At 73.0% G+C, this 24,465-nt stretch carries 23 protein-coding genes and 2 tRNA genes; 12 read left to right on the top strand and 13 right to left on the bottom strand.

The features are described 5' to 3' along the window. Positions 1–155 precede the first annotated feature (155 nt). The 3 genes from ML5_RS15085 (at position 156) to ML5_RS15075 (ending at position 2,534) form a co-directional block, all read left to right on the top strand. Complete coding sequence (locus ML5_RS15085; RefSeq protein WP_041784191.1) at positions 156–1,154, top strand: SDR family oxidoreductase; 999 nt, start codon at positions 156–158, stop codon at positions 1,152–1,154. A 56-nt stretch (positions 1,155–1,210) separates the two neighbouring features. Next, a complete protein-coding gene (locus ML5_RS15080; protein ID WP_083816942.1) occupies positions 1,211–1,882 on the top strand; it encodes an ATP-binding protein in 672 nt (223 codons plus the stop codon). Positions 1,883–1,961: 79 nt separating this feature from the next. Continuing rightward, a complete protein-coding gene (locus tag ML5_RS15075; RefSeq protein ID WP_013288384.1) occupies positions 1,962–2,534 on the top strand; it encodes a DUF5709 domain-containing protein in 573 nt (190 codons plus the stop codon). Between the two features lie 4 nt (positions 2,535–2,538). Here ML5_RS15075 and ML5_RS15070 read toward each other — a convergent pair whose 3' ends face one another. Further along, complete coding sequence (locus ML5_RS15070; RefSeq protein ID WP_030275127.1) at positions 2,539–3,171, bottom strand: response regulator transcription factor; 633 nt, start codon at positions 3,169–3,171, stop codon at positions 2,539–2,541. Positions 3,172–3,182: 11 nt separating this feature from the next. Next, positions 3,183–4,304 (bottom strand): MacS family sensor histidine kinase, encoded by a 1,122-nt coding sequence (gene macS, locus ML5_RS15065; RefSeq protein WP_013475260.1) that lies wholly within the window; start codon positions 4,302–4,304, stop codon positions 3,183–3,185. Positions 4,305–4,419: 115 nt separating this feature from the next. On the opposite strand from macS, the gene ML5_RS15060 reads away from it, so the two are divergent. After that, positions 4,420–4,887 (top strand): ATP-binding protein, encoded by a 468-nt coding sequence (locus ML5_RS15060; RefSeq protein ID WP_013475259.1) that lies wholly within the window; start codon positions 4,420–4,422, stop codon positions 4,885–4,887. A 14-nt stretch (positions 4,888–4,901) separates the two neighbouring features. Here the strand turns inward: ML5_RS15060 and ML5_RS15055 are convergent, their stop codons facing one another. Further along, positions 4,902–5,840 carry a ribose-phosphate pyrophosphokinase gene (locus tag ML5_RS15055; protein WP_013475258.1) on the bottom strand — a complete coding sequence of 313 codons (939 nt, stop codon included), beginning with the start codon at positions 5,838–5,840 and terminating at the stop codon, positions 4,902–4,904. A gap of 64 nt (positions 5,841–5,904) precedes the next feature. Between ML5_RS15055 and glpK the strand changes: the two genes are divergently transcribed. Further along, a complete protein-coding gene (gene glpK / locus ML5_RS15050; protein ID WP_041784190.1) occupies positions 5,905–7,389 on the top strand; it encodes a glycerol kinase GlpK in 1,485 nt (494 codons plus the stop codon). Between the two features lie 3 nt (positions 7,390–7,392). Here the strand turns inward: glpK and ML5_RS15045 are convergent, their stop codons facing one another. Further along, positions 7,393–8,226, bottom strand: a complete 834-nt coding sequence (locus tag ML5_RS15045) for a phosphoribosylaminoimidazolesuccinocarboxamide synthase (protein ID WP_013288390.1) — start codon at positions 8,224–8,226, stop codon at positions 7,393–7,395. A gap of 118 nt (positions 8,227–8,344) precedes the next feature. Between ML5_RS15045 and ML5_RS15040 the strand changes: the two genes are divergently transcribed. Then, positions 8,345–9,667, top strand: a complete 1,323-nt coding sequence (locus ML5_RS15040; protein WP_013475256.1) for an ABC transporter substrate-binding protein — start codon at positions 8,345–8,347, stop codon at positions 9,665–9,667. 42 nt (positions 9,668–9,709) lie between these two features. Here the strand turns inward: ML5_RS15040 and ML5_RS15035 are convergent, their stop codons facing one another. Then, a complete protein-coding gene (locus ML5_RS15035) occupies positions 9,710–9,958 on the bottom strand; it encodes a hypothetical protein (protein WP_013475255.1) in 249 nt (82 codons plus the stop codon). 135 nt (positions 9,959–10,093) lie between these two features. Here ML5_RS15035 and ML5_RS15030 point away from each other — a divergent pair, with 135 nt between their 5' ends. Both ML5_RS15030 and ML5_RS15025 read left to right on the top strand, forming a co-directional pair. Further along, positions 10,094–11,626 (top strand): MFS transporter, encoded by a 1,533-nt coding sequence (locus tag ML5_RS15030; protein WP_013475254.1) that lies wholly within the window; start codon positions 10,094–10,096, stop codon positions 11,624–11,626. After that, entirely contained in the window at positions 11,613–12,188 is a 576-nt protein-coding gene (locus tag ML5_RS15025) for a TetR/AcrR family transcriptional regulator (protein WP_013288394.1), read from the top strand. The genes ML5_RS15030 and ML5_RS15025 overlap by 14 nt, the downstream gene beginning before the upstream one ends. Positions 12,189–12,226: 38 nt before the next feature. On the opposite strand, the gene ML5_RS15020 is transcribed toward ML5_RS15025, so the two are convergent. From ML5_RS15020 to ML5_RS14995, 6 genes are all read right to left on the bottom strand, one after another. After that, a tRNA-Met gene (locus tag ML5_RS15020) sits at positions 12,227–12,303 on the bottom strand. A 136-nt stretch (positions 12,304–12,439) separates the two neighbouring features. Further along, positions 12,440–12,513: transfer RNA gene (locus ML5_RS15015), tRNA-Met, on the bottom strand. A 50-nt stretch (positions 12,514–12,563) separates the two neighbouring features. After that, positions 12,564–13,490, bottom strand: a complete 927-nt coding sequence (locus ML5_RS15010; RefSeq protein ID WP_013475253.1) for a hypothetical protein — start codon at positions 13,488–13,490, stop codon at positions 12,564–12,566. Further along, entirely contained in the window at positions 13,480–13,989 is a 510-nt protein-coding gene (locus ML5_RS15005; RefSeq protein ID WP_013288396.1) for an RNA polymerase sigma factor, read from the bottom strand. The genes ML5_RS15010 and ML5_RS15005 overlap by 11 nt, the downstream gene beginning before the upstream one ends. Before the next feature lie 149 nt (positions 13,990–14,138). Then, entirely contained in the window at positions 14,139–17,129 is a 2,991-nt protein-coding gene (locus tag ML5_RS15000) for a UPF0182 family protein (protein WP_225319643.1), read from the bottom strand. A 127-nt stretch (positions 17,130–17,256) separates the two neighbouring features. Beyond that, a complete protein-coding gene (locus ML5_RS14995) occupies positions 17,257–18,270 on the bottom strand; it encodes a PDZ domain-containing protein (protein WP_030273878.1) in 1,014 nt (337 codons plus the stop codon). A 115-nt stretch (positions 18,271–18,385) separates the two neighbouring features. On the opposite strand from ML5_RS14995, the gene ML5_RS14990 reads away from it, so the two are divergent. Next, a complete protein-coding gene (locus ML5_RS14990) occupies positions 18,386–19,657 on the top strand; it encodes a zinc-dependent metalloprotease (RefSeq protein ID WP_082171395.1) in 1,272 nt (423 codons plus the stop codon). Between the two features lie 109 nt (positions 19,658–19,766). Here the strand turns inward: ML5_RS14990 and ML5_RS14985 are convergent, their stop codons facing one another. Together ML5_RS14985 and ML5_RS14980 are read right to left on the bottom strand one after the other, a co-directional pair. Beyond that, a complete protein-coding gene (locus tag ML5_RS14985; protein ID WP_013475252.1) occupies positions 19,767–20,402 on the bottom strand; it encodes a hypothetical protein in 636 nt (211 codons plus the stop codon). Positions 20,403–20,514: 112 nt separating this feature from the next. Continuing rightward, positions 20,515–21,036: a M48 family metallopeptidase gene (locus tag ML5_RS14980; RefSeq protein WP_013288401.1), complete on the bottom strand. Its 522-nt coding sequence runs from the start codon at positions 21,034–21,036 to the stop codon at positions 20,515–20,517. Between the two features lie 473 nt (positions 21,037–21,509). Between ML5_RS14980 and ML5_RS32020 the strand changes: the two genes are divergently transcribed. From ML5_RS32020 to ML5_RS14970, 3 genes are all read left to right on the top strand, one after another. Continuing rightward, entirely contained in the window at positions 21,510–21,677 is a 168-nt protein-coding gene (locus tag ML5_RS32020; protein WP_013475251.1) for a DUF5679 domain-containing protein, read from the top strand. Positions 21,678–21,855: 178 nt separating this feature from the next. Continuing rightward, the gene (locus ML5_RS14975) at positions 21,856–22,968 is read left to right on the top strand and encodes a hypothetical protein (RefSeq protein WP_143766939.1); all 1,113 of its coding nucleotides are present in this window, start codon (positions 21,856–21,858) and stop codon (positions 22,966–22,968) included. A gap of 10 nt (positions 22,969–22,978) precedes the next feature. Next, positions 22,979–24,325, top strand: coding sequence for an AarF/ABC1/UbiB kinase family protein (locus ML5_RS14970; protein WP_013288403.1), 1,347 nt, complete (start codon positions 22,979–22,981; stop codon positions 24,323–24,325). Positions 24,326–24,465: the final 140 nt, after the last annotated feature.

The raw sequence follows: 24,465 nt of genomic DNA, 5'->3' as shown, positions 1-24,465 counted from the left end.
GGTCAGAGCGTCCCATTAACCCAGGTCCGGTGCGTCCAAACCTGACAGATCGAGGTCACCCGGCCAGTGCGTCCCGTGGGCGGGACAGCCGACCGATGCCGATCACCGGCGAAAACGATCGGCATGACCGCCCCGGCCCGGGGTACCGACGGGGAATGCCGCTGACCCGCAGCCTCTCCGACGCCACAGTCGTCATCACCGGCGCCTCCAGCGGGATCGGCGCGGCCACCGCGTACGCGCTGGCCCGCCGGGGCGCCGACGTGGTGCTGGCCGCCCGGACCGAGTCCGCGCTGCGCCGGGTCGCGTCGTTCTGCCGGGAACTGGGCGGGCGCGCCCTGGTGGTGCCCACCGACGTGACCGACCCGGAGGCGGTGGAGCGGCTGGCGGGGCGGGCGGTGGCCGAGTTCGGCCGGATCGACGCGTGGATCAACAACGCGGCAGTGGGCACCGTGGGGCTGTTCGACGAGATCCCGGTGGCCGAGTTCCGCCGGGTGGTGGACGTGAACCTGCTCGGCGCCGTGTACGGGACGCGGGCCGCGCTGCCCTGGCTGGGCGCGGCCGGCGGCGGGGTGCTCGTCAACAACGCCTCGGTGCTGGCCGAGGTGGCGATGCCGTACCAGTCGGCGTACAACGCGACGAAGCACGCGATCCGCGGGCTGGCCGACACGGTGCGGCAGGAACTACGGGTGACCGGCCGGGGGAACATCTCGATCTGCACCGTGCTGCCCGCCACCATCGACACGCCGTTCTTCCGGCACGCGGCCAATCACTCCGGCCGGGAGCTGACCCCGCCGCCGCCGGTGTACCCGCCCGAGATGGTCGCCGAGACGATCGTCCGGCTGCTGCGCCGGCCCCGGCGCGAGGCGTACGCGGGCGGCGCGGCCCGGCTGATCGGGCTCCAGTGGCGGCTCGCCCCGGCGCTGGCCGAGCGCGTGCTGGGCTGGTATACCGCGCGCACCCAGTTCGGCCCCGGCGTACGCGACGACTCGACAGGCGCCGTGTTCACGCCGGACTCGGCGGCGGAGCGGACCGACGGATGGTCCGGCCGGCGCGGGCAGGTGCTGCGGCTGACCGCGGCGGTCGGGCTGGCCGCCGGCACGGCTGTCGGCACGGTGGCGGCGCTCAGCCGCCGGTCCCGGGCCGGCCGGCCGTGAGTCCCGTCGACCGGACCGGTGCGCGGGCACGGACCGACGTGCACAATGGGGCGATCATGCCGACGGATGCGCGTTGCCTGGTGGAGACCGACGAGTCCTCCCCGACGGTCCGGCTGACCGGGGTCCTCGACAGCTCCGAGGTGGAGGCCGTACGGGACGCGCTGCTCGCCCGGCTGTGGCGGCACCCCGGGGTGCTGCTCGTGGACCTGTCCGGGGTGCGGATCCCCGACCCGGTGGCACGCGACGCGCTGGACGAGGTCTGCCGGGCGGTCGACGACTGGCCCGCCGCGCGGCTGCTGCTCGACCCGCACGGGCCGCCACCGGACGCCCCGCCCGAGCCGCTCGACGCCGAGCTGCCCCCGGTGGCCGAGGCCGCCCGGGAGGCGCGGGTTCTGGTGACCGGCGGCTGCGCCAGGTGGGGACTGCCGGAGCTGACCGAGCCGGCCTGCATCGCGGTCACCGAGATGGTCAACAACGTGGTGGCGCACGCGGTCACGCCGATGACGCTCCGGCTGGCCCCGCGCGGCGGCGCGCTGCACGTGGCCGTCCGGGACCACTCGACCGGGCGGCCCGCGTACGGCGGGCCCGCGCCGGTGGACTCGGTGGGCGGGCGGGGGCTGCTGCTCATCGACACGGTGGCCCGGCGCTGGGGCAGCACGGCGCTGCCCGACGGCAAGGTGGTGTGGTGCGTGCTGTACGCCGAGGACGAGGCGGCGTACCGCAACTGAGGTGCTTTTCGCACTGTTTCTCCCGATCCACCCGGCCGGAGGCGGTTAGGCCGGGGAGCGCAGTGGGTAGTTCCCGGGCATGCGCGACGACGAGTACCCCACCCCCGTGTCCGATCCCGAGGCGGCGGGCCTGCCCGACACCGCCGACGACGACTCCACCGCGAACGACGACGTGCTGACCGGGCGCGAGGCGGACGGCCCCGAGCCGGCCCAGCTCCCCGGTGACCGCACGCCGGTCGCAGTGGACCAGTTCGGCACCACGGCGGAGGAGCAGCTCGACGGCGAGTCGCTGGACTACAAGCTCCAGCGCGAGCAGTACGAGCGTCCCGCCGACGACCCGCTCGCCGGCCCGGTCGACCCGGACATCGCCGCCGAGGCGGACAGCGAGGAGGCCGCCGCGCAGGCCCAGCTCGACGCCGACGTGATCGACCCGGGCCCGGTCTCGGACCCGCACTCCCCGGTGTCGGTGTACGACCACGGCCAGCTCGGTACCGTCGCCGACCACCAGGTGGGCCGGCTGGTCGAGCCGGACGAGGGCGCACACACCGACCAGGAGACCGACAACGTCGCGTACGACGCAGGCGCGGCCGGTGGCGGGGCCAGCGCGGAGGAGCTGGCGGTGCACGAGACCCGGCCGCCGGAGGCGCGCTGACCGCTCAGTCGTCCAGGCCCCGCTCGATGGCGTACCGGGTCAGCTCGACCCGGTTGTGCAACTGGAGCTTGCCCAGGGTGTTCTGCACGTGGTTCTGCACGGTCCGGTGGGACAGGCTCAGCCGGTCGGCGATCTGCTTGTAGGACAGCCCCTTGGCGACCAGACGCAGCACCTCGGTCTCCCGTTCGGTGAGCCGGGGTGCGTCGTCGTGCGGGGCGGGCGGCTCCGCGGCCAGCCGCCGGTACTCCCCCAGCACCAGCCCGGCCAGGCCGGGCGTGAACACCGGCTCACCGGCCGCCGTGCGGCGCACCGCGTCCAGGAACTCCGCCGGTGCGGCCGACTTGATCAGGTAGCCGGTGGCGCCGGCCTTGACCGCGTCCAGCACGCCCTGCGGCTCGCCGCTGGCCGAGAGCATGAGCACCCGCACGTCGGGCAGCGCGGCGCGCAGGCCCCGGATCACCTCGACGCCGGAGATGTCCGGCAGCTGGAGGTCGAGCACGACCAGGTCGGGACGGGCCGCGGCGGCCACCCGTACCGCCTGCCGCCCCTCACCGCTGGTCGCCACCACCTGGTGGCCCGCCTCGGTGAGGTCACGTGCCACACCCTCGCGCCACATCGGGTGGTCGTCGACCACCATCACCCGGATGCTCACCCGCGGCTCCTCGGCACGACCAGCTCGATCTCGGTGCCGGCGCCGGGCGCGGAGACGATCCGCACCTCGCCGCCCAGGTCGGCCACCCGGCCCCGGATGGACTGCGCCACCCCGAGCCGCCCCTGCGCGGCGGCCTCCGCCAGCCGCCCCTCCGGGATGCCCGGTCCCTCGTCGCGTACCGAGACGGTCACCGTCTCCTCCTCGTCCTCGATCAGCACCCAGGCCCGCCCGCCGGCGTGCCGGGCCACGTTGTCGAGCGCCGCGCCGACCGCGGCGCCCAGCTCACCGGCGGCCCGCGCCGGCAACGGCACCGGTGTGGCGGGCGCGGACACCACGACGGTGGCCGAGGCGTACCTGTCGATCAGGTCGCGCAGATCCTGCTCGTCCCCGCCCGGGTCCGGCGGCGCGCCCGCCCGGCCGATCAGCGCCCGCAGCGCCGCCTCCTGCTCGCCGGCCAGCCGGGCCAGCTCGGCCGCCTCGCCGTCCAGGTCCGCGCCGCGCCGCCGGACCAGCGCGAGCACCTGGAGCACCGAGTCGTGGATGTCGCGGGCCAGCCGTTCCCGCTCGCGGGTGGCCGCCTCCAGCTCCACCGCCCGCTGCAACCGCTCCTCCGCCTGCACCGCCAGCCGGGCCACGTGCCCGACCACCACGCCGGCGAGCAGCATGAGGATCGCCCCGGTCAGCGCGGACGGGCTGATCCGGTCGCGGGTGGCGAGGTCGGCGCCGCCGAGCACGATCGCGGCCACCGCGCCGCGCCGCCGCCCGCCGGAGACCGCCCAGGCGAGCACCGGCCCGGCCAGCCAGGCGGCGGTCAGCATCGGCACCCCGGCGGCGAGCGCCGCGCGGCCCACCACCCAGGGCGTGACCAGGATGATCGCCAGCACCACGCCGAGGTCGGCCAGGAGCAGCGGCCAGCGCCGCCCGGCCGGACGGCCGTAACCGGCCGCCGTCACGCCGCTCCACGCCAGCATCGCCAGCAGGACGCCACCCGCGGCGACCGGGTGCGCGTAGCGGTCCGCGTCGCGCAGCACGACCAGTCCGACGTACGCGAGCGCGGCGAAGCGGAACACCGCTATCGATCGCCAGAAGGGGCCCTCGAGGCCGGAGGACGACGGCATGTGCGACACCCTGTCACAGCCGGTCCAGGGCACCCCGGGCGGTGCGGCCTGAGAAACCCTGACGTACGGTGGAAATGCCGCGAAAGTCGTCGAGAACCATCGTCGGGACGGGGTCATGACAGACGCAGAACTCCCCGCACCGCGTACGGTTGTGCCCATCGAACCTTCCCTGCTTCTCGCCACGGCCTTCGACCAGGCGCAGGTGACCGGGCTGCGGCACTCGGTCACCTCCTGTGCGCACGGCTCGGGCCTGTCCGGCCAGCGGCTGGACGACTTCGTGCTGGCGGTCAACGAGCTGATCACCAACGCGGTCCGGCACGGCGGCGGGCAGGGCTGGCTGCGGCTCTGGGAGCGGAACGGCGAACTGGTCTGCGAGGTCGCCGACCACGGGCCCGGGATCAGCGAACGGCGGCTGCGCGACCGCGAGCGGCCCGCGCCGGACACCGCCGGCGGCTGGGGCCTCTGGCTGGCCCGGGAGCTGAGCGACGCGATGGAGGTGGAGACCGGCGACGCCGGCACCGTCGTCCGGATCACCGCCGCGCTCGCCACCCGCCAGCCCGCCACCGGCCCGCTGGACGGCTGACCCCGCCGCCGGCGTCAGGCGAACAGGGCGCTCACCGACTCCCCGTTGTGGATCCGCCGCATCGCCTCGGCCAGCGCCGGCGCCACCGACAGCACCTCCAGCTTCGGCACCCGCTTCTCGGCCGGGATCGGCACCGTGTTGGTGCAGACGATCTCCAGGACGCCCTCCTGCCCGCCCAGCCGCTCCAGCGCCCCGCTGGAGAACAGGCCGTGCGTACAGGCCAGCCGGATCGAGCGGACCCGCCGCTCCCGCAGATGCGAGATCAGCTCGATCACCGTGCTGCCCTTGGCGATCTCGTCGTCCAGCACGATCACGTCCCGGTCCGCCACGTCACCGATGATCGTGCTGATCTGCACCCGGTCGTCGCTGAAACGCTGCTTCGCGCCGGCCGCCACGGGCGTACCCAGCATCCGGGCGAACGCCGCGGCCTCCTTGGCGTTGCCCAGGTCCGGCGAGACCACCACCGCGTTGCTCAGGTCGTACCCCTTGAAGTGGGCGGCCAGTTCGCGCAGCGCGTGCAGGTGGTCCACCGGGACGCTGAAGAAGCCGTGCACCTGCGGCGAGTGCAGCGTCATGGCCAGCACCCGGTCCGCGCCCGCGGAGGTGAGCAGGTCGGCGACGAGCCGGCCACCGATGGAGATGCGCGGCGCGTCCTTCTTGTCCGAACGCGCGTACGCGTAGTGCGGCAGCACCACTGTGATCCGCGCGGCCGACGCGCCGCGGGCCGCGTCGATCATGAGCAGCAGCTCGACCAGGTGCTCCTGCACCGGCGGCACCAGCGGCTGGATGAGGAAGACGTCGCGCTCCCGGCAGTTCGCCTGCAACTGCACCTCCAGGCAGTCGTTGGCGAACCGGGACACCCGTACCGGGTGCAGCGGGACGTGGAGGTGGGCGCAGATCTCGGCGGCGAGGTCGGGATGGGCTGATCCGCTGAACACGGCAATGTCACGCACGTCTGATGATCGTACGGGCCGCCGGAGGGAGACGGTGGACGCTCGCGGCGGGTACGGTGCTGCCGTGACCGCAGAGTTCGTCGCCGCCATCGACCAGGGCACCACGTCCTCGCGCTGCATCGTCTTCGACCGGGCCGGCGAGATCGTCGCCGTGGCCCAGCGCGAGCACCGGCAGATCTTCCCCCGGCCCGGCTGGGTGGAGCACGACGCCGAGGAGATCTGGACGAACGTCGAGCACGTGGTGCGCGAGGCGCTGGCCAGCGCCGACATCGGCACCGAGTCGCTGGCCGCGGTGGGCATCACCAACCAGCGCGAGACCACTGTGGTGTGGGACCGGGAGACCGGCCGTCCGGTGGCGAACGCCATCGTCTGGCAGGACACCCGCACCGGCCCGCTGCTGCGGGAGCTGACCGAGGCGTACGACGAGGAGCGGCTGCGGGCCCGCACCGGCCTGACCCCGGCCACCTACTTCGCCGGCCCGAAGCTGCGCTGGCTGCTCGACAACGTCGACGGGCTGCGCGAGCGGGCCGAGCGCGGCGAGGTGCTGTTCGGCACCATGGACAGCTGGCTGATCTGGAAGCTGACCGGCCGGCACGTCACCGACGTGACGAACGCCAGCCGCACCATGCTGATGGACCTGGAGACGCTCGACTGGGCCCCGGAGCTGCTCGACGCGCTGCGCGTCCCGGCCGCCGTGCTGCCGGAGATCCGCAGCTCGGCCGAGGTGTACGGCACCGCCCAGGGGGTGCTGGCCGGGGTGCCGGTGGCGAGCGCGCTCGGCGACCAGCAGGCGGCCCTGTTCGGGCAGACCTGTTTCCAGCCCGGCGAGGCCAAGTGCACCTACGGCACCGGCAGCTTCTTGCTGCTCAACACCGGCGCCAGCCCGGTGCCGTCGCGGCACGGCCTGCTCACCACCGTGGCGTACCGGATCGAGGGCCAGCCCGCCGTGTACGCGCTGGAGGGTGCCATCGCGGTCACCGGCTCGCTCGTGCAGTGGCTGCGCGACAACCTCGGCCTGATCTCCTCCGCCCCGCAGGTCGAGGAGCTGGCCCGCACCGTCGACGACAATGGCGGCTGCTACGTGGTGCCGGCCTTCTCCGGCCTGTTCGCCCCGCACTGGCGCAGCGACGCCCGGGGCGTGATCGCCGGGCTGACCGGCTACATCACCAAGGGGCACCTGGCCCGCGCGGTGCTGGAGGCGTCGGCCTTCCAGACCCGGGAGGTGGTGGACGCGATGAACGCCGACTCCGACGTGGCGCTGCGCCGGCTGCGGGTCGACGGCGGGATGACCGGCAACGAGCTGCTGATGCAGTTCCTCGCCGATGTGCTCGACGTGCCGGTCGTGCGGTCCCGGATCACCGAGACGACCTGCCTCGGCGCCGCGTACGCCGCCGGCCTGGCCGTCGGGTTCTGGCCGGACCTGGCCACGCTGCGCGAGAAGTGGCGATCGGACGCGCAGTGGGAGTCGACCATGGACCCGGCGCACCGGGAGCAGGAGATGCGCCAGTGGCGCAAGGCGGTGCGGCGCACGCTCGACTGGGTCGACTGAGCGTCAGTCCCAGCGGTTGCCGGTCAGCTTCTCGTACACCTCGACGTAGCGGGTCCGGGTCGCCTCGATGACCTCGGCCGGCACCTCGGGGGCGGGCGGCTGCTTGTCCCAGCCGCTCGACGTGGCCCAGTCCCGCACGTACTGCTTGTCGTAGGAGAACTGGGCGCGGCCCGGCTGGTACGACTCGGCGGGCCAGAACCGGGACGAGTCGGAGGTGAGCACCTCGTCGCCGAGAACCAGCGTGCCGTCCGGCGCCCAGCCCAGCTCCAGCTTCGTATCGGCGATCAGGATGCCCCGCTCGGCGGCGATCTCCGCGCCGCGCCGGTAGACGTCGACGGTGATCTGCCGCAGCCGCTCGGCGACCTCCGGCCCGACCTTGTCCACCACCTGCTCGTACGTGATCGGCTCGTCGTGCTCGCCCTTCGGCGCCTTGGTCGACGGCGTGAAGATCGGCTCGGGCAGGATCGACGCCTCGACCAGGCCGCGGGGCAGCGGCACCCCGGAGACCGAGCCGGTGCGCTGGTATTCGGCGAAGCCGCCGCCGGTCAGGTAGCCCCGGGCCACGCACTCGACCGGCACCATGTCCAGCCGCCGGCAGCGGATCGCCCGGCCGGCGAACTCCGCCGGCACGTCCGTCGCGGAGATCACATGGTTCGGCACCAGGTCGGACAGCTGCTCGAACCACCACAGCGACAGCGCGGTGAGCAGGCGGCCCTTGTCCGGGATCGGCGTCGGCAGCACCACGTCGTAGATGGAGACGCGGTCCGTGGCGACCAGGATCAGGTCCTCGCCGTCGGCGTAGACGTCCCTGACCTTGCCCGAGTGCAGAAGTTCCACGGCGCTAGTACACCATGCCGCCGGGGCCCGCCCGGCGCGCCCACCGGGCCCGCCCGGCGTTGACACCCCGCCGGGGGGCCGGTGAAATGATCCGTCCACCCCACCTTCGGAGAGACCTTTGCGCGCTCCGCAGTCCGTACCCCGTCCCGGGCTCGACCGGCGACGGTTCCTCGGCGCGCTCACCGGGCTGCCGATCGCCGGCGGGCTGCCGCTGCTCACCGGGTGCAGCCCGGAGGAGGTGGCCGCCGACGACGGTCCGATCGAGCTGTCCGTGTTCTGGTGGGGCGGCGCCCGCCGGGCCGCGGCCACGGAACAGGCGCTGCGGCTGTACTCGCAGCAGAACCCGCGGGTCAGCTTCCGGGTGACCTGGCAGGGGCTGGGCGGCTACTACGACCGGCTCGCCACCCAGGCCACCGGCGGGAACGCGCCGGACCTGTTCCAGATCGACGACACGTTGCTCGCCGAGTACGCGGGCCGGGACATCCTGCTCGACCTGACCCGGTACGTCGCCGACGATCGGCTCGACCTGCGCGAGGTGCCGGAGCAGCTGGCCCGCTACGGCCGGGTGGACGAGCGCACGGTGGGCGTACCGGCCGCGCAGACGAGCGCGGCGCTGGTGTTCAACCGCCGGCTGCTGCGCCGGCTGGGCCAGCCCGAGCCGCGTACCGGCATGTCCTGGAAGGAGTACGTGAGCTGGGCCGCGCGCGTCACGCGCGCCTCCGGCAACCGGGTGGCCGGCACCATGGACGCCTCCGGCGACTACCGGGCGTTCTGGCTCTGGCTGCGCGGCCAGGGCAGCGAGCTGTACCAGGGGCGGCAGCTCGGCTTCAGCTCCGCCGAACTGCTCGCCTGGTTCGAGTTCTGGGAGGTGGCGCGGTTCGACCGGGCCACACCGAGCGCCGCGCTGGTCGAGCAGGCCGACAGCGGCGAGCTGGCCCGCCAGCTCGTGGTCACCGGGCACACCGCGGCCTCCTTCGCCTGGTCGCACCAGCTGCCCGAGTTGCAGAGCCTGACCGACGACGAGCTGGGCGCTGTCGCCTTCCCGGGTACGCCCGCCGCCCAGTGGCCGCGCGCATCGATGTACTGGGCCGGTTTCCGGGGCACCCGCCACCCGGAGGCGGTGGTCGACGTGCTCGACTTCCTGACCACGAACGTGGCCGCCGGCCGGCTCCTCGGCGTCGAGCGCGGCCTGAACACCAGCAAGCAGGTGCGCTCGTTCGTCGCCGCGGAGGTGACCGGCCGGGCCGAGAAGCGCATGGCCGCGCTCGGCGCCGAGCTGGACGACCTGGCCGGCCCGTCACCCGCGCCGCCGCCGAAGGGGCACGCCGAGGTGCGCGAGCTGCTGATCGACGCGGCCGAGAGCATCCGCGGCAAGCGGGCCGGCGCCCGCACCGCCACCTCCCGCTTCATGGCCCAGGCGAACGCCGCCCTCGCCGAGTGACCCGCCCTGCCCCGCCCGGCGTGGGCGGGGCGGGCAGGGGTGTCAGCGCGGGGGGCGGTTGCGGCGGCCGCGGGTGAGCAGCACCACCAGCAGCACGATGCCGCCGACCACCACGAGGCAGCAGAGCAGGCCGATGATGCCGAACCCGCCACGGGACCGCCGGCGCGCCGCCTCCACCACGATCTCGCCGGTGCCGGACGACGCCCAGGCCGCGACCGGTACGAAGACCGAGAGCACGACCGTACCGAGGACCGCGCCCAGGCGGCCCCACCACTTGTTCCATGCAGACATGTCCCCATCCTCGCCGAGGCCTGCAACCGGGGCACGGCGGACAGGGCGGATGTCTCCGGACACGTCGCGTCGTCGCCGCAGGCCGGGTGGCTTTACTCACGATTAGCCGTCCATTTGGACTGTTACGGTTTCCTGGTGACCTCCTCCCCGCCCTCGGTCCCCGCACCGGCCCTCGCCGGGAAGCGGGAATGGGCTGCCCTCGTGGTACTCGTCCTCGTGGTCCTTCTCCTGGCCGTCGACGGAACGGTCCTCTACCTCGCGGTCCCGTCACTGACCGAGGACATCGGGCCCACCGCCACGCAGATCCTGTGGATCGGGGACATCTACGCCTTCGTGCTCGCCGGGCTCCTGATCACGATGGGCAACCTGGCCGACCGGATCGGCCGCAAGCGCCTGCTGATGATCGGCACTGTGGGGTTCGGCTCGGCGTCCGTGCTGGCGGCCTTCGCCTCCACCCCGGAGGTGCTGATCGCGGCCCGTGCGCTTCTCGGCCTGGCCGGCGCCACGTTGATGCCGTCGACGCTCTCCATCGTCCGGTCGATGTTCGCCGATCGCGCTCAGCGGGCCCGGGCCATCGCGCTCTGGTCGGCCGGGGCGACCGCCGGGGCCGCGCTCGGCCCGCTGGTGGGCGGCGCGCTGCTGGAGCGCTTCTGGTGGGGATCGGTCTTCCTGATCAACGTGCCGGTCATGGTGCTGGCGCTGGTGGCGGGACGGCTGCTGCTGCCGGAGTCGAAGGGCGAGGCGCCGGCGCGGATCGACGTGGGTTCCTCGGCGCTGTCCATCGTCACGATCGTCCCGCTGGTCTTCGCCCTCAAGCGGCTGTTCAGTGACGGCGTCGACGCCCTCACCGTGGCGGCCACCGCTGTCGGGCTGCTGGCCGGATGGTGGTTCGTGCGGCGGCAGAACCGGCTGGCGGTGCCGCTGCTCGACGTCTCGCTGTTCAAGGTGCCGGCGTTCTCGGGCGCGCTTGCAGCCAACGTGCTGGCCATCTTCGGGTTCCTGGGTCTGCTGTTCTTCTTCTCCCAGTACCTCCAGCTGGTTCGCGGCTTCGGCCCCCTGAAGGCAGGCGCCGCCGAGCTGCCCGGGACACTCGCCGCGGTGCTCGTCGTGGCACTGATCGGCGTCCTGCTGTCGCGGCTGGGGGCGGGCCGCGCGATCGGGCTGGGACTGCTGGTCGCCGCCGTCGGGCTCGCCGTCATGGGGACGAGCGTCGACTTCCGGAGCTACTGGGGCCTGGGCATCGGCCTCGCCGTCATCGGGCTCGGCATCGGTGTCGCCATGACGCTCTCGACGGACGCCGTCGTCGGCGCCGTCCCGGAGCGGCGCGCGGGCGCCGCGTCGGCGGTGGCCGAGACGGCGTACGAGCTGGGCGGCGCGCTCGGCATCGCCGTCCTCGGCTCGTTGCACGGGCTGCTCTACCGTTCGTCGCTGACGCTCCCCGCCGGGACCACCGCCGCCGATCGGGCGCTGGCGGAGGACTCCCTGGCCGCGGCCGTGTACGGGTCACCGGCGCCCGGCGTCGTGGCCGCTGCGCAGGACGCCTTCGCCCAGGCGATGCAGTCCGCCACCTTCGTCGCCGCCGTGATCCTGGTCGGCGCCTCGGTGGTGGCCTGGAAGGTCATCCCCTCCGAGCCCGTGTCTGCTGGAGGTGCTCGTGCCGGCCACTGACCGTCGTCCGATCCGCGATCGCGCACGCACCCGGCGGGCCGTGCTGGACGCCGCCGAACGGGTGGTCACCCGGCACGGCGCCAACGTCAGCCTGGCCGCCATCGCCCGGGAGGCGGGTGTCACCAAGAGCGGCCTGATGCACCACTTCCCCTCCCGTGAGGATCTGTTCGCCGCACTGGTCGAGCAGGTGATCACCCGATTCTGGGAGGAGGTGAACGCCCACGTCGACCCCGGCGACGACCGGCCCGGCGCCTTCACCCGTGGTTACGTGCGCGCCCTCACCGGGGACAGCGCGTACCTGGCGGAACTGAACAGCGCCACCGGCCTGCTCGCGCAACTCGGGATCGACAGCATGGAGCACGTGCTCGCGGTGGATCCCGAGGACCCGGCGCGCTGGAACCGCGCCTTCGAGGCCGACGGCCTGCCGCCGGGCCGCGTCTGGGCCGTCCGGTACGCCGCGGAGGGACTCGCCATCGGCATCGGCACCGCCTATGTCACTGACGAGCAGCTCCGGCTGGCCCGCGCGGAACTGCTCGCCCTCACCGAGACGGCCCCGGAATGAGTTCAGGCCCGGAATCCATGGATTCCGGGCCTGAACCTTGGTAGCGGGGACAGGATTTGAACCTGCGACCTCTGGGTTATGAGCCCAGCGAGCTACCGAGCTGCTCCACCCCGCGTCGGCTCACAAAGCTTATCGCACCCCGATCCTGGAGATCAGCCGGGTACCCGGATCCGCTGCCGACCGTTCCCGGGACGCCTCGGGCAGGAACGGCGAAGGGCCCCGGAGAGAACTCCGGGGCCCTTCGTCACGAGTAGCGGGGACAGGATTTGAACCTGCGACCTCTGGGTTATGAGCCCAGCGAGCTACCGAGCTGCTCCACCCCGCGTCGGCTCAACAACCGTAGCGCACCGACCCGGGCAGGCGCAAAACGGGTACTCAGTCCAGCCACCGCCGGATCGCCTCGACCGCCCGGCGGCTGTCCGCGTCGAACTGGGCGCGCTGGGTCGAGGTGCTCTCCCAGCCCTGTTCCCACAGCACCGTCACCACGTCGCCGGAGCGCACCGCGCGTACCAGGTGCACCTCGTCGCCGCCGCTCGGATCGCCGTTGGCGTCCCGGTACGGCGTCCGCGTCTCGAACAGCACCGACTCGTCGCCGTACCCGCTGTCGGGCAGCAGACGCTGCCGCACCGTCACCGGCGGCGTGCCCCGGGCGGGCTGCTCGGGGCACGCCCGTACCGCCCCGCGCAGCTCGGCCAGCGCCGCGCCGGCGCCGCCGGACCGGTAGATCGTGATGCTGTGCCGGTAGTTGCCGGACGGCACCTCGTCGGCCGGTGCGCCGGCCCGCCGGTACGGCAGCGACCGGGCCCGCTGCGCGACCACCCGCTCGTCGCCGGGCGTCGCGCCGCACAGCACCGGCAGGACCGGTCCCGGGCCGAAGTAGTTGCCGGTGCCGGCGTCGTTCGCGGCGGGCAGCACGAAGAACGCCCGGTCCGGGATCGTGGTCGGGGTCGCCGCGGCCGGAGGCGTGGTGGTCACGATCGGACTGCGCGAGCCGGAGGTACGGCCGACGGCCGGCGGCGGCGTGGTGGGCGACGGCGCGACCGAGGGCGCGGCGGCCGACGGCCGCGGGGTGGGCGTACCCGCGGGGGGTGGAACCGGGACGGGCCCCGGCCCGGCGGCGAGCACCAGCCGGCTTCCGGCCACCGTGCCGGCGACCAGCCCGGCGGCGGCCAGGACGGTGATCGCGGCGCGGCGCCGGGCCCAGCGGTCGGCGCTGCGGCGCAGCCGGTCCGGTGCCGGCAGCACCCGCTCGTCGGTGTCGGCGGCGAGGGACCGGTAGTAGCGGTGCAGTTCACGCGACATCGTTGACCTCCAGCTCCTCGGCGGCGACGCCGGGCAACAGCTCGGCCAGCCGGGCCCGTCCCCGGGACAGCCAGGACTTCACCGTGCCGGTGGGCACGCCGGCCTCCCGGGCGATCTCCTCCACCGGCAGGTCGAACAGGTAGTGCAGGGCGAGCGCCTGCCGGTGCCGGGGCGGGAGCTGCCGCAGCGCCGCGACCAGCAGCACGGTGTCCTCGCCGGGCGGTCCGACATCGGGTGGCGGGCCGGTGCGGCTGGCCGCGAGGCGCCACCCGCGCAGCCGCCGGAACCGGTCGGTCGCCAGCCGGCTGATCACCAGCCGCAGCCACGCCTCCGGCGCGGGATGGCCGGCGAGCTTCGCCCACTGCCGCCAGGCCCGGGCGTACGCCTCCTGCACGAGATCCTGGGCCTCGGCCGGGTCGCCGGCCACCGCGTAGCCGTACCGTACGGCCCGTCCCGACGTGCTGCGGTAGAAGTCGTCGAAGCTGTCCGCGTCACGCATGTGCCCTCCCGCCCCCACACGTTCACCTGCACTGTTGACGGCACGGCGGGGTGCGGGGTTGCGGCCGGGGAGTCCGCTTCACGACACGAGCCCGTGGCCCGGGTGACCGTTGCGGTCCCGGACCACGGGCTCGTGGTGTCAGCTCGGCGTCAGCCGCCCGGTGTCGGCGCGGGGGACGTCGGCGCCGGTGGCGAGACACTGCCCGACGGCGCCGGGTTGCCCGAGCCGTTCGCCGCGGCCTGGGCCTGCTGGAACGCGCTCATCGCCTCGTCCAGCGCCTTCAGCGCACGCCCGTACCGCTCGAAGTCGCCGGACGTCTGCGCGGCCTTGACCTCGGCGATCGCGGTCTGCACCCGGGCGGCCGCCTGGGCCAGCTCCCCGCTCATCGGCGGCGGCGTGTTGTTGTTGTCGCCCCCGGTGGGCGGCGGCGTGGGGTTGTCGTCGGTGCTGGGCGGCGGGTTGTTGTTCGGCGCCCGCTTGCCCTGCTCGACGAGCTGTTTGATGCCGTCGCTGAGGTTGTTGGCGAGCACCACGTACGAGCCGCCGTCACCGTAGGAGAGCAGCACCTTCTGCAACAGCGGGTACGCGTCCTGGCTGCTGCTCTTCACGTACACCGGCTCGACGTAGAGCATGCCGTCGGCGAACGGCAGCGAGAGCAGGTTGCCGTACTGCACCTGCGCCTGGTTGGACGAGAGCAGGTTGAGCTGCTGCCGGATGTCGCCGTTGTTGGTCATCTGCTGGTGCACCTGCGTCGGCCCGGAGATCCGGGTCTGGTCCGGCAGCTCCAGCACCTCCAGCTTCGGCTGCCCGTCGACGTACGACCCGGAGACCAGCGCGGCGAGGTTCTGCCGCCCGTTCGGGGTGACCGCCGAGGTCAGCTGGAAGCGTGGACCGTCCTGCCCGGGGAACTGGGTGAACAGGTAGTACGGCGGCTGCTTCTGCCCGCTGTCCGGCGCGTCCGGCACGTTCGGCACCTGCCAGAAGTCCTGGCCGGAGTAGAAGTCGCCGGGGTCGGTGACGTGGAACTTGGTCAGCAGGTTGCGCTGCACCTTGAACAGGTCGGCCGGGTAGCGGAAGTGCTCGGCCAGCTCGGCCGGGATGTCGCCCTTGGGCAGCACCAGGTCGCCGCCGAACGCCTTGTTCCACGCCTTGAGCACCGGGTCGGTGTCGTCGTACGAGTAGAGCTTGACCGTGCCGTCGTACGCGTCGACAGTCGCCTTCACCGAGTTGCGGATGTAGTTGACGTTCTCCCGGGCGAGCTGGAACGTGCCCCGGCCGGTCAGCTCGTCGGCGGTCTCGGCCTGGAGGTTGACCCGCTCGGCGTACGGGTAGGTCGCGGCCGTGGTGTAGCCGTCGATGATCCACAGGACGCGCCCGTCGACCACCGCCGGGTACGGGTCGCCGTCGAGCGTGAGGAACGGCGCGACCTTCTCCACCCGGTCGCGCGGGTTACGCACGTACAGCAGCTTCGAGTTCTCGTTGACCGCCTCGGAGAGCAGGAAGTTCGACTCCTGCTCCTTGATCGCGTAGAGCAGCCGGCGCGGGAACGAGCCGATCTTGACGCCGCCCTCACCGGTGTAGGTGTAGTACTGCTCGCCGCCGGTGGAGGTGGGCCGGTCGAACTCGACGTTGCGCTCGCCGGTCTGCCCGACGATCGCGTAGTCGTCCGGCTCCATCCGCTCGCCGTAGTAGATCCGCGGCTGCTGGGCCGGGATCTCCTCGGCCGGCGCGGAGCACGCCTCCTGTGCCTTGTCGCCGAGGAAGCCGGAGACGAAGTACGGCTGGCCGCCGCAGACCACCTGGTTCGCCGGGGCGGCCACCAGGCCGTACCCGTGGGTGTAGACGGTGTGGCGGTTGATCCAGTTGCTCTGCTGGTCGGTCAGCTCGCCGTAGTTGATCTCACGGACGCCGACCACGTAGTCGGAGGTCTTGTCCTTGACCGAGTACCTGTCGATGTCCAGCTTCGAGCCGAAGTCGTAGAAGCCGCGGACCTGCTGGAGCTGCGTGTACGTCTCGGAGACCAGCTGCGGGTCGAGCAGCCGGATGTTCGACACCACTGACGTGTCGGTGGCCAGGCTGGCGGGTGGAACGAGGTTGCTGGCCGCGTACGGTGTGGTCTTCGTGCCGTCGAGGCTGAACGCGGTGCGGGTGGCCTTGATGCTGCGTTCGATGTACGGCGCCTCCTTGTCCCGGGCGCTCGGCTTGACCTCGAACGTCTGCACGGCCCACGGGTAGATGCCGCCGATCGCCACCGCGGAGACGCCCAGCAGGGCCAGCGAGATGCCCGGCCAGACCAGGTTCCGCATGACGGCGTTGGAGAACACGATGATCGCCAGCGCCACCAGGACGGAGATCCAGGCGAGGATCTCCTTCGCCGGGAGCAGCGCGTTCACGTCGGCGTAGCCGGCGCCGTAGAGCTTGGCGCCCTCGTTGTACTCCAGCAGCATGGCCCGCCGGTCCAGCACGTAGGCGACGGCCTTGAGCAGCACGAACACGGCTACCAGCGTGCTGAGGTGGGCGCGGGCGGCGTTCGTCATCCGGTCGCCGACGCCCTGGAGGCGCACGCCGCCGAAGATGTAGTGCACCGCCAGCGCGCCGAGCAGCGACAGCACCACGACTGTGAAGCCGACGCCGAGCAGGTAGCGCCAGAACGGGAGCTGGAAGACGTAGAAGCCGACGTCGACGCCGAACTCCGGGTCCTTCACGCCGAAGTCGCCGCCGTTGCGGAACAGCAGCCACTGACCCCAGCGGCTCTGCGCGGAGAGGCCGGCGAACAGCCCGACGACGGCGGCGGCGAGCGCGATCCAGGTGCCGAGCCGCGGGCTCAGCAGCATCCGGTAGCGCTCCAGCGTGGCCTGCTCGGCCGAGTGCGGGCGCATCTTGGGCCGCAGCCGGTGGGCCAGCCAGAGGTTGCCGCCGACGAGCAGCGCCATGCCGACGCCGACAACGAGGAACAGCAGCAGGCGGGTGGCGAGCACGCCGGTGAAGACCTGGGTGTAGCGGACCTCGTCGAACCAGAGCCAGTCGGTCCAGGCGTTGACGCCCCACCCGAGGAGGGTGAACAAGATGAACACCCCGATCAGGACACCGATGGTGACGCGTCCGCGCCGGCTCATCCTCGGTAAGGGACTGCTACGCATGACCACTGTTGGCTCCGCACGCTCGATGTGATCGGCTCCGACCAGGCACCAAGAGTACGGGGTGTTCCTGAGCACGTCGGGTCAAGGTCACGTCACGATCCGCCCGCCGGCCGCCGCCCGGCCCGCCTCAGCAGCGCGTCGGCTGTCCCCCGGCGCGCAGCGTCTCGAGTGCCTTCAATGCCTCACCCAGCGTGGCGACCCTCAGCAGCGGCAGTCCCGGCTGCGGGTTGCGGACCGCCTCGGCGCAGTTGTCGGCGGGCACCAGGAACGCCTTCGCGCCCGCGTCCTTGGCGCCGACCAGCTTCTGCGCGATGCCGCCGATCGGACCGACGCGACCCTCGTCGTCGATGGTGCCGGTACCGGCGATGATCTTCCCGCCGGTGAGGTCGGCCGGCTCCAGCTTGTCGATGATGCCGAGCGAGAACATCAGCCCGGCGCTCGGCCCGCCGATGTCACCCAGGTCGATCTTCAGGGTGAACGGGTGCGGCTGCTGCTGGTCGATCTCCACACCGATGCGCGGCCGGCCGTCCTGCTCCCGGCTGGTCACCGTCGCCGTACCCGGGGTGTCACCCCGGGTGTAGCCGATCGTCAGCGCGGTGCCCGCGGGCTTCGCCCGGATCAGCTCGGTGAGCTTGGCCGCGCTCGTCACCGGCACCCCGTCGACCGACGTGACCACGTCGTCGGGGCGCAGCACGTCGACCGACGGGCCGCCCGGCGTGACCGCCTTGACCAGCACCTTGATCGGGTAACCCAGCTCGCGCAGCGCCGCCGTCTCGGCGCTGGTCTGCGAGTTCTGGAAGTCCTCCGCGTTGCGCTTCTCGACCTCTTCCTGCGACTCCCCCGGCGGGTAGACCAGCTCCCGCGGCACCACCGCCTCGTCCGAGGAGAACCATCCGGCCAGCGCCGACCGCAGCCGCACGGTCGGCTGCACACCGACAGTGGTGAGCCGGAGCTGACCGGCGGAGGTGGACGTCGCGCGGCCGGTCACCTGGATGACCTCCTTGCCGTCCTCACTGCCCAGCGTGTTCACCGTCGGACCGGGGCCGAGCACCACGTACGGCAGCGGCACGCTCAGCACGCCGACGCTGAGCAGGGCGGTGAGCAGGGCACCGAGGAGGACGGTCACGCCGCGACGTCTCATGGGCCAGAGCGTACCGATCCGTACCGTGCCATCCGGCGCGGTGACCGGCGGACTTCGCCCTCAGCGCAACGCCGAGTGGCACGACCTGCGGCGGGCCCCGCGTACCGTAGACGTCGTGCCTGATATTCCGTTCGGCTTCGCGCTCCCGGGTGGTCAACCACCGGACCCCAACGATCCCGCGGCGATGCAGCAGTTCATGTCGCAGTTGCAGCACCTGCTCTCGGCGCCGGGCAGCGGGCCGGTCAACTGGGACCTCGCCCGGCAGGTAGCCGCCAGCCAGCTCGCCGCCGCCGGCGACCCGGCGGTGTCGCCGTTCGAACGCAACGCGGTCGAGGAGGCGCTGCGCATCGCCGACCTCTGGCTGGAGCCGGCGACCTCGTGGCCCTCCGGCATCCGCACCTCGGTCGCCTGGAACCGCAACGAGTGGATCTTCAAGACGCTCGACGTGTGGCGCAAGCTCTGCGACCCGGTGGCCAGCCGGATGGTCGGCGCGATGGGCGACCTGGTGCCGCCGGAGGCCCGCGCCCAGCTCGGCCCGATGCAGTCGATGGTCGCCACGCTCGGCGGCGCCCTCTTCGGCGGCCAGCTCGGCCAGGCGCTCGGCTCGCTCGCCGCCGAGGTGCTCTCCGCCGGTGACATCGGCCTGCCGCTCGGCCCCGCCGGCACCGCCGCGCTCGTCCCCGCCAACATCAAGGTGTACGGCGAGGGCCTGGAGCTGCCCGAGGACGAGGTACGCCTCTACGTGGCCCTGCGCGAGGCCGCCCACCAGCGGCTGTTCCAGCACGTGCCGTGGCTGCGCGGGCACGTGCTGACCGCGGTGGAGAACTACGCCGCGGGCATCCGGGTCAACCGGGAGGCGATCGAGGAGGCGATGGGCCGGGTCGACCCGACCGACCCGGAGTCGATGCAGGCGATCGCCCTGGAGGGCATCTTCACGCCGGAGGACACGCCCGCGCAGAAGGCGTCGCTGGCCCGGCTGGAGACCGTGCTCGCCCTGGTCGAGGGCTGGGTCTGCCACGTCGTCGACAGCGCCGCCGGTGACCGCCTCCCCAACGTCGTACGCCTCGGCGAGGCGTTCCGCCGCCGCCGCGCCGCGGGTGGCCCGGCCGAGCAGACGTTCGCCGCGCTGGTCGGTCTCGAACTGCGGCCCCGCCGCCTGCGTGAGGCGACGGTGCTGTGGGCGGCGCTGACCGAGCACCGCGGCATCGCCGGCCGGGACGCGGTCTGGGGCCACCCGGACCTGCTGCCCTCCGACGACGACTTCGCCGCCCCGGAGGCGTTCGCCACGACGAGCACCGATCTCGACGACGAGCTGGCGAACTTCGACTTCTCCGCCCCCGGCGCCCCGGAGGAGAAGTCCCCCGGCGAGGACGACGACAAGCACTGACACCGCCCACCCCGTCGATCTTGCAGTTGTGGCCCTCGGAATGTCCTGAAAGCGGCTTCTGTCGGGTACCAAACTGCAAGATCGGCGGGCCGGGAACGGAGGGTGGGGGTCAGACGGGGCGGCCGGACAGCAGGGCGCGCGTCGCCTCCCAGCCCTCGACGGCCGGATCGAGTGCGGCCAGGTCAGCCGGGCCGCGCATCCGGTGCCAGCCGGCGGTGACCGCCACGTCGCCCGGGCTCGGTGCCGCCCGTCGCACCTCGGCCGGCGCGGTGGTGTCCAGGTCCAGCGCCGGCAGCCACGCCGGTACGGGCAGTCGCGCCGCCACTCCCAGCAGCCCGGTTCCGCTCCCCTCGACCGGGGCCACCGCCACCGGCCGGGTGGTGAGCGGCCGGAGCAGCTTGCCGAGCGTCAGACCGGGCACGTCCGGCGCGTCCGCCGCCACCACCGCCACCTGGTCGTATCCGCCCGCCCCGCCATCGCGGGCCGCCCGGTCACCGGCCAGCGCCGCGAACACCGCGTTCGGCGTGGGCTCGGGCACCTCGTACACCTGGGTGCCGGGCCAGACCACGGCGTCGGCCAGCCATCGGTCCCGGCTGGTGACCGCGACGGCGGTCTCCACCTCGTTCAGCGTGGCGAGCAGGTCCACCACGTCCTCGGCGAGCGCGGTAAGCCATCGCGCCGGATCGATTCCGGGCGGCGTCCAGGTCACCGGGCCGAGCAGCGCCACCACCACACGTCGCGACATTCGCCGACCTTAACCCCCGCCCCACCCGCGTCCGTTCACGATCATGAGGTTGGCGGTGACGAAGCGGACGAAACGCCAGGCCAACTTCATGATCGACCGCGATGGGCGGCGGTCAGGGGATGGCGGCGGTGGCGGCCACGCCCTCCAGGTAGCCGCGGGCGCGCTCCGACCTCGGGTAGCGGGCGACCAGCGCCCAGAAGTCGGCGTTGTGGCTGGGCACGATGAGATGCGCCAGCTCGTGCAGCAGCACGTAGTCGATCACCCAGTCGGGCATGTCCTGGACCCGGTGCGAGATCCGGATGGTGCGGTCGGCGGGCGTACAGGAGCCCCAGCGGCCGTTCTGGTTCGTCACCCAGCGGACGCTGGCCGGCGCGGCAGCCGACCCGTGTTCGGGCAGGTAGAGGTCGATCAGGCGGGTGGCGCGGGCGAGCAGTTCAGCATCCGAGCGGGCCAGCCGGCCCTCGCGGGCGGCGAGCCGGGCGAGCATCCGGTCGACCCACTCGCTCTCCTCGGCCCGGGAGAACTGGTCGGGGATCAGCACGACGACGCGCTCACCGTCCCGGTACGCGGACACCGTGCGCCGCCGACGCTGGCTGCGCCGCACCTCGACGACGGGCTTCCGCGTCACGGCCATTACCGGTCCGCGCAGCCTCGGTTGACTGTCACGATGGAAAGCTAATGCGTACTGACCAGGACTCCGCAAGAGTCAACACGACGACACGCGCCCGGAAAGTGGCGGTTGATTGTCAGGAGTCCGGAAAAAATTCTTTGCGACGGTAGCTGACCATCACCTGACCGACCCTGTTCACGTTAAGTGATCTACGACGGGTGACTGTCGGGGGGCCTCGCGAAGCGGATCTGGGTGCATTCATCCGGCGTGTCCGCGCGAAACTGACTTATCCGACGTTACTCGGCATGCACACTCTCGACGTCGACTTGCTCACAGAGTCGGCGTACAGCTGACATGGAACCGCCCAGACCTGGGTAGGGTCCGCCAACCACGGTCAGGTGACTGACCGCGGAGAACCCCCGGCGCCGGTGCCACGCGTGGGCCGCCGCAGGGAGACCCGCCGGGACACCTCCGGCGGACGAGACGAGGAGGCTACCGTGGCCGACCAGGCCCAGACCTACAACGGTTACTGCGTGAAGTGCAAGGAGAAGCGGGACTTCGAGGGGCACGTGGAGGTCTCGAAGACCGGCATGAACATGGCCAAGGGCAGGTGCCCGGTGTGCGGCACAACAGTGAACCGCATCCTGGGCAAGGCCAAGGTCTGACCCGTACGGCAGAAACGGAGGAGGACGGCCGTCGGCCGTCCTCCTCCGTCGTGTAGCCGACACAGTTACCGGCTGGTTGTGGAAAACCGGCGAGATCCTGTGGACAACGCTGGCCACGGCTCGCCGCACCTGTGGACAACGAGCGACGGAGCGCGTGGAGACGGTCACGATCAGTGGCGTGACCGATCCGACACCGCTCGTCCGTCCCGTCCTGCTGCCCGGCCTGACCCGGCTCTGGCGCGACCGGCACACGCTCCAGCTGGGCGAGCCGCCCGGCCGCGCGGTGCTGCTGGAGATGTCCTCGCCGGGAACGGCCCGCCTGCTCGACCTGCTCGACGGCACCCGCAGCGAACGCGCCGTGCTGGCCGGGGCGGGCGCCGCGCGAGTCCCGCCCGAGGAGGCACGCGCCCTGCTCGACACGCTCCGGGACGCCGGGCTGGTGGTGCCGGCACAGGCACTGCTCCCCCGCGAGCTGGCCGGAGCGGCCCGGGACCGGCTGGCCGCCGAGGCTGCCGCACTGGCGCTCGCGTCGCCCGACCTGCCCGGCACACCGGCCCGGCTGCTGCGCCGCCGCCGTGCCGCCCGGGTGCTGGTCACCGGTACGGGACGCCTCGGCGCAGCGGTCGCCGTCGCGCTGGCCCAGGCCGGGGTCGGGCACGTCGTACCCGATCTGGCCGGCCCGGTCGGCGCGGGTGACCTGGTCGGGACCGGCCTGACCGCCACGGAGCTGGGCCGTCCGCTGGCCCCGGCGGTACGCGCGGCGCTGGAACGGTGCGCGCCCGGAACTGTCACCGGCCCGTCCCGGGCGGCCCGGCCGGACCTGGTGGTGCAGCTCGGCGTCGACCGTCCGGCCGAGCTGCTGGCCACCGGGTACGCCCGCCGGCGTCAGCCCCATCTGCTGCTCGACCTGCGCGGCGGCGTACCGGTGGTCGGTCCGCTGGTCCGCCCGCCCGCCGGTCCCTGCCTGCGCTGCCTCGACCTGCACCGCGGCGACCGGGATCCGGACTGGCCCGCGCTCGCCGCCCAGCTCGCCGCCGACCGGGGCGCGCGCGCCTGCGCCGCCGCCACCGGGCTCGCCGCGGCGGCCTTCGCCACGGCCGAGGTGCTGGCCCAGCTCGACGGCGCCCAGCCGGAGACGCTCGGCGGCGCGGTGGAGGTCCGGGGTCCGGGTCGCGTCCGCTACCGACGGTGGCCCCCACACCCCTCCTGCGGTTGCTGCCGGCGTCGCCCGATCCGGTCGGCCCCGGCCACTACCCGCCGCACGGCAGCAGCGGAGGCCCCGCGTCGGTAACAATGGCCGGGTGACCGACATCCCGCGCCGGGCCGTGTCCCGCACCGCCAAACTCGCCGCCCTGCCGCTCGGGTTCGCCGGTCGAACCGTCCTCGGCATGGGCAAGCGGGTGACCGGCCTCGCGTCCGACGTCATCTCCGCCGAGATCCAGCAGCGCACCGCCGAGCAGTTGTTCAGCGTGCTCGGGCAGCTCAAGGGCGGGGCGATGAAGTTCGGCCAGGCCCTGTCGGTGTTCGAGGCGGCGCTGCCCGAGGAGGTCGCCGCGCCCTACCGGCAGGCGCTGACCAAGCTCCAGGAGGCTGCGCCGCCGCTGCCTGCGGCGACAGTGCACAAGGTGCTCGCCGAGCAGCTCGGCCCGGACTGGCGCGACCGGTTCGTCGAGTTCGACGACACCCCGGCCGCCGCGGCGAGCATCGGCCAGGTGCACCGCGCGGTCTGGCGCGACCCGGGGTACGGGCCGAACGGCGGCCCCCAGCACCGGGACGTGGCCGTGAAGATCCAGTACCCGGGGGCGGGTGACGCCCTGCTCGCCGACCTCAAGCAGCTCTCCCGGCTCGGCGGCATGTTCCGGGCCATCCAGCCGGGGCTGGACGTGAAGCCGCTCCTGGCCGAGCTGCGCGAGCGCATCACCGAGGAGCTGGACTACGAACTGGAGGCGGAGTCGCAGCGGGCGTTCGCCGCCGCGTACGCCGACGACCCGGACATCTTCATCCCGGAGGTGCTCGACGCCGCGCCGCGGGTGCTGATCACCGAGTGGGTGGAAGGCATTCCGCTGTCCCAGATCATCCGGGAGGGCACCGAGGAGCAGCGGAACGAGGCCGGCCGGCTGATGGCCGAGCTGCACCTGTCCGCGCCGGAGCGGGCCGGGCTGCTGCACGCCGACCCGCACCCGGGCAACTTCCGTCTGCTCCCGGACGGCCGGCTCGGCGTGATCGACTTCGGAGCGGTGGCCCGGATGCCGCAGGGCACGCCCGAGCCGATCGGCCGGATCGCAGCACTGGCGCTGCGCGGGGACGCCGACGCGGTGGTGGAAGGGCTGCGCGCCGAGGGCTTCGTCAGCCGCACCGAGTCGATCGACGCCCCGGCGGTGCTCGACTTCCTGCGTCCGATGCTGGAGCCGATCGCCGCGGAGGAGTTCCGCTTCACCCGGGCCTGGCTGCGCGGCGAGGCGACCCGGCTGGCCAGCCCTCGCTCCCCCGCCTACCAGCTCAGCCGGCAGCTCAACCTGCCCCCGTCGTACCTGATGATCCACCGGGTCACGCTGGGTTCGATCGGGGTGCTCTGCCAGTTGGAGGCGAAGGCGTCCTACCGGTCGATCCTGGAACGCTGGCTACCAGGCTTCGCGCCGGTGGTCTGAGCAAGCCGACCAGAGGCGGGCCAGCGAGCGCGCGGTCGGCGAGCGGGCACGGCGAAGGGGCGGTGACCTGTCGGTCACCGCCCCTTCCTCACGCGATCGTTCTACAGAACGCCCAGGTCGCGGGCCGACTGGCTGCGACC

This window comes from Micromonospora sp. L5, from assembly GCF_000177655.2.
GTDB classification, from domain to species: Bacteria; Actinomycetota; Actinomycetes; order Mycobacteriales; family Micromonosporaceae; genus Micromonospora; species Micromonospora aurantiaca.
This window is presented reverse-complemented; position numbering and strand designations above follow the sequence as displayed.